The 4,238-nt window shown below is 71.4% G+C and carries 5 protein-coding genes and 1 pseudogene; 3 read left to right on the plus strand and 3 right to left on the minus strand.

Annotated features, from left to right (window positions below; genetic code table 11):
• Positions 1–723: alcohol dehydrogenase catalytic domain-containing protein (locus IE249_RS36710; protein WP_229857893.1), on the minus strand; the 723-nt coding region annotated here is incomplete at its 3' end.
• Positions 724–1,028: 305 nt separating this feature from the next.
• Between IE249_RS36710 and IE249_RS09005 the strand changes: the two genes are divergently transcribed.
• Positions 1,029–1,394: a nuclear transport factor 2 family protein gene (locus IE249_RS09005; protein WP_189704254.1), complete on the plus strand. Its 366-nt coding sequence runs from the start codon at positions 1,029–1,031 to the stop codon at positions 1,392–1,394.
• Positions 1,382–1,627, plus strand: coding sequence for a hypothetical protein (locus tag IE249_RS09010; RefSeq protein WP_189704255.1), 246 nt, complete (start codon positions 1,382–1,384; stop codon positions 1,625–1,627). Before IE249_RS09005 ends, IE249_RS09010 begins: the two co-directional genes overlap by 13 nt.
• Positions 1,628–1,746: 119 nt before the next feature.
• Here the strand turns inward: IE249_RS09010 and IE249_RS09015 are convergent, their stop codons facing one another.
• Positions 1,747–2,409 carry a TetR/AcrR family transcriptional regulator gene (locus IE249_RS09015; protein ID WP_189704256.1) on the minus strand — a complete coding sequence of 221 codons (663 nt, stop codon included), beginning with the start codon at positions 2,407–2,409 and terminating at the stop codon, positions 1,747–1,749.
• Positions 2,410–2,595: 186 nt separating this feature from the next.
• Between IE249_RS09015 and IE249_RS09020 the strand changes: the two genes are divergently transcribed.
• Positions 2,596–3,870, plus strand: coding sequence for a YncE family protein (locus tag IE249_RS09020; protein WP_189704257.1), 1,275 nt, complete (start codon positions 2,596–2,598; stop codon positions 3,868–3,870).
• A gap of 111 nt (positions 3,871–3,981) precedes the next feature.
• Here IE249_RS09020 and IE249_RS09025 read toward each other — a convergent pair.
• Positions 3,982–4,238, minus strand: a pseudogene (locus tag IE249_RS09025) (hypothetical protein); the annotation flags it as partial.

Genomic DNA, 4,238 nt, shown 5'->3' on the forward strand with positions numbered 1-4,238 from the left:
GCGGATCGCCTCGACCGGGTCGGTCCCGCCGGAGTTGACGGTGTGGGTGGCGCCCATGGTGCGTGCGGTGTCGAGCTTGCGGTCGTCGATGTCGACGGCGATGATCTTCGCGGCGCCCGCGAGGTACGCCCCGGCGATGGCCGCGTCGCCCACGCCGCCGCAGCCGATGACGGCGACGGAGTCGCCCCGGCCGACACCACCGGTGTTGATGGCGGCGCCGATGCCGGCCATCACGCCGCAGCCGAGCAGCCCGGCCACGGCCGGGGAGACGGCCGGGTCGACCTTGGTGCACTGGCCGGCCGCGACCAGGGTCTTCTCGGCGAAGGCGCCGATGCCGAGGGCCGGGGAGAGCTCGGTGCCGTCGGTGAGGGTCATCCTCTGGCGCGCGTTGTGGGTGTCGAAGCAGTACCAGGGCCGCCCGCGCAGGCAGGCCCGGCACTTCCCGCACACCGCGCGCCAGTTGAGGATCACGAAGTCGCCGGGCGCGACGTCGGTGACGCCGTCGCCGACCGACTCCACCACGCCGGCGGCCTCGTGGCCGAGCAGGAAGGGGAACTCGTCGTTGATGCCGCCCTGCTTGTAGTGCAGGTCGGTGTGGCAGACGCCGCAGGCCTGGACCCGTACGACGGCCTCTCCCGGGCCCGGGTCCGGCACGACGATCGTCTCGACCCGTACCGGCTCGTTCTTCCCGGGTGCGATCACGCCGCGCACTTCCTGCGCCATGGTGGTGTCCCTTCCGTCGACCCTTGTCCGTCTCCCCGACCCTACGCCGTGACTGATCGGAAGCGCGGCGAGCCCGGAGACGGCGAGACCGACGACGGTGACGGTACGCCGAGCGGGGATCGTGCCCGGAGCAATGTTCCAAGCCCCCGCCCGGACACGGCCGCCTCGGACGACTCACCCATCAGGACGAGCCACCCCGCACCCCCCGTCTGCGCTTGCCGAGTCCGGTGGGGCGGGGGAGGCTCGAAGGTGAGGCCCGTCGCGGCCCGCTCCTCGCCGGGCCGCGGCCCTCGTAGGAGGTCACCATGGCTACCACGGCAAGCCCCGCCTTCGACACCGACACCCTGCGCCGCGGCATCGAGGGGCACACGTCGTCCACGCTGCTGACGCTGTACGCGGACGACGCCGAGATCCGCATCGTGGACCGCGACGCCCAGCCCAGTCACCCCAAGGTCCTGCACGGGCGGGACGAGATCCGGGCGATGCTCGACGACGTCTACAGCCGCGACATGACGCACCGGCTGGAGACCTGTGTCGTCCAGGGCGACCACGCCGCGTTCGTCGAGTCCTGCCAGTACTCCGACGGCATCCGCGTGCTCGCCGAGTCGATGATCTCGCTGCGCGACGGCAAGATCACCGAGCAGATCATGATCCAGGCATGGGACGAGTAGGAAGGAAGGCCGCCCGCATCCAGGTCAGCTCCCGGCTGACCTGGACTTTCTCGGCCCGCGCGGGCCTGGGCCGGTCGCGTTCGGCCGGCCTGGTGCCCTCCCGCGCGGCCGCCACGGCCCAGCGGGCGGCGTCCGTCGCCCTGCTGCGGTCCCTGCTCCGCGCGGTCCGCGGATCCCAGCCTCACCACACGCCGGCCCACGCCCTGCGCCCGCGCCGGTTCCGGCGCCGCTGAACTCCGCCGGAACGAGCCGGTGGAGCCGGTGGAACCGGTGGAACCGGTGGAACCGGTCGAGCCGGTCGAGCCGGTCGAGCCGGTCGAGCCAGTGGAGCCGGTCGAGCCAGTGGAACCGGTCAGGTGGTCGCGGGAGTCCAGCCCGGTGGCCGGAGGATGGACAGGAGCTGGCGGACCAGTTCGTCGACGACCTCGTCGAGGGTGCCCTCCACCCAGCCGGCGCTCCAGTCGTGCAGGAGGCCGTTGACGCCGCCGATGAAGGCGGTGGCGGCGATGCGGTAGTCGCGCGGTGCGGCCTCTCCGCGAGCGGCCGCCGCTGCCGCCTCGGCGCAGATGAGGTCGACCCAGTGGGACCGCCGTGCCAGCCGCTGCTCCTCCAGACGCGGGCTGACGCCGATGATCTCGACGAAGGTGATGCGGACGCGGCGCGGGTCGGCCGTGACGTTGGCGGCGTAGGCGCGGAAGAGGGCGGTGACCCGTTCGGCCAGCGGCAACGCGCCGGCGGAGGCGACGGCGTCCAGGACGGCCCGCTCGGCCCAGTCGTTGACCTGGAGGTGCAGCGCCGCAAGGACGTCCTCGAGGGTGCGGAACTCCTCGTAGAACTGGCGTGTGGACAGTCCGGCGGTCTCGCTGAGCGCGGCGACGGTCGTGGCGCGGAAGCCGGGGGCGTCGCCGAACAGCTGGAGCGCGGCGGCGAGGAAGCGCAGGCGGCGCTCGGCCTGCCGCTGCGCGGCGGTCTTGCCGCCGTACCGGCCGGTCGGCGCCCTCAGCCTGCCCGCCACGGTTTCCCCCTCCTCGTCGGCCGCCCTCGCCGGCCTCTGCCGATTTTGTCGTGTGCGCGGTCTTGTGGAAAAGGCGGCCCCCTCCTTACTTTTCAGTAAGTTCTTTTGAAAGCACGTGTGTTCAGATTTCCCGGCTCGCGCGGGCCCACCCGCGACGCACCCCCCATCACAGAGGAGAGAGCACTCATGCCTGCCTTCAGACCCAGGCACCTTTGCTCCGTGGCCGCCGCCCTCGTCCTGACCGTCACCGTCCCCGCCACCGCCGCGTCCGCCGCCACGGCTTCCGTCCCCGCCGCCGGCTCGTCCGCCGCCGGACTGCGCGAGGTGCTGTTCGTCGGCAACAACTGGGACGGCACCGCCGACGTCATCAGGTCCTCCGGCGACTTCGCGAAGGTCGGCCGGATCAACGTCATCCCCGACAAGGACCAGCGGATGGCGGAGATCAACGCTGACCCGATCAAGTGGATCTACTTCCAGGCGATCCGCAACAGCGTCGGCGAGGGCCACGACCAGTTCGCCGACGACATGTACTCCACCCCGGACGGCCGTTCCGTGGTGGTGTCGCGGCCCAGCTTCGCCGACGTCGTCTCCATCGACCTGGCCACCGACAGGATCAACTGGCGTTTCCCGGTGTCCGGTTACCGCGCCGACCACATGGCCGTCTCCCCCGACGGCACCCGCGTCGCCGTCTCCGCCTCCACCGCGAACACCGTGCACGTGCTGGACATCGCCACCGGGAAACAGCTCGGCTCGTTCGCCACCGGCGACAAGCCGCACGAGAACATCTTCACCAAGGACGGCAAGTACATCTGGAACATGTCCATCGGGGACGTCAACACCTCGCTCGACTCCCCGGGCTGGGACTGGACCAAGGGCGACCGGCACATCACCGTGGTCGACGCGACCACGTACAAGCAGGTCCGCGTCATCGACATGCGGCAGCGGCTGGACGCGTTCGGCCTGAAGGACTTCTCCGACGCGGTACGGCCCGCTGTGTTCTCCCCGGACGAGTCCAAGCTGTACTTCCAGGTGTCGTTCTTCAACGGCTTCCTGGAGTACGACGTCGCCGCCGACCGGATCACCCGGGTCAAGACCCTGCCGAAGAACCCGGCGACCAGCGAGGACCGCACCACCTGGGTCAACGACTCGCGCCACCACGGCATTTCCATGAATCCCGAGGGCACCAAGCTGTGCGTCGCCGGGACCATGGACGACTATGCGACGGTGGTGGACCGCGCCACCCTCCAGGAGGGCCCGCTGGTGCCGGCGTCGAAGCCGTACTGGGCGACGGTCAGCGGCGACGGCAAGGACTGCGTGATCTCCGAGAGCGGCGCCGACCAGGTCACGGCCGTCGACTTCGCCACGGGCCGCAAGGTGGTCTCGGTCCCGGTGGGCGACCACCCGCAGCGCGTCCGGCTCGGGCACGTCCAGGCCGACTGGACAGGCCCGTCCGCGAGTTGACGAGCCCCGACCGCGGTCAGAAGCGCGCGGCGGCCCACAGAGAGAGCTCGGCCCGGGCCGCCGCGAGCACGTCGGCGGAAGGGGGCTGTGTCACGGGCTCGAAGCACCGGCTCAACCGCCGTGGGCGGGGTGATCGGGCCCGTAGCCGGACGTCTTCTCGGTGAACCAGGAGGGGACCTGTCCCTTGGGCTCAGCGCCCTCGCCGCGCAACGATGCCCCGAACCGGCTCACCGCCTTGTGCGTGACGGGACCGGCAAGGGGCGCCGGCCAGAGTTGGAGCAGGTAGGTCTCCACCGGGTCGCCCTCGTCGCGTACGTCGCCGTCGTCGCGGTGGCGGCCGTGGGCCCGGAGGCGGTAGGCGCCGGGAC

The sequence above is a fragment of the Streptomyces anandii JCM 4720 genome, assembly GCF_014650655.1.
In the GTDB taxonomy this organism is placed as follows: domain Bacteria; phylum Actinomycetota; class Actinomycetes; order Streptomycetales; family Streptomycetaceae; genus Streptomyces; species Streptomyces anandii.

Coding starts and splice junctions, on each gene's coding strand:
- IE249_RS09010 (WP_189704255.1), top strand. CDS start 1,382: ATGGGACGAGTAGGAAGGAAGGCCGCCCGCATCCAGGTCAGCTCCCGG.
- IE249_RS09020 (WP_189704257.1), top strand. CDS start 2,596: ATGCCTGCCTTCAGACCCAGGCACCTTTGCTCCGTGGCCGCCGCCCTC.
- IE249_RS09005 (WP_189704254.1), top strand. CDS start 1,029: ATGGCTACCACGGCAAGCCCCGCCTTCGACACCGACACCCTGCGCCGC.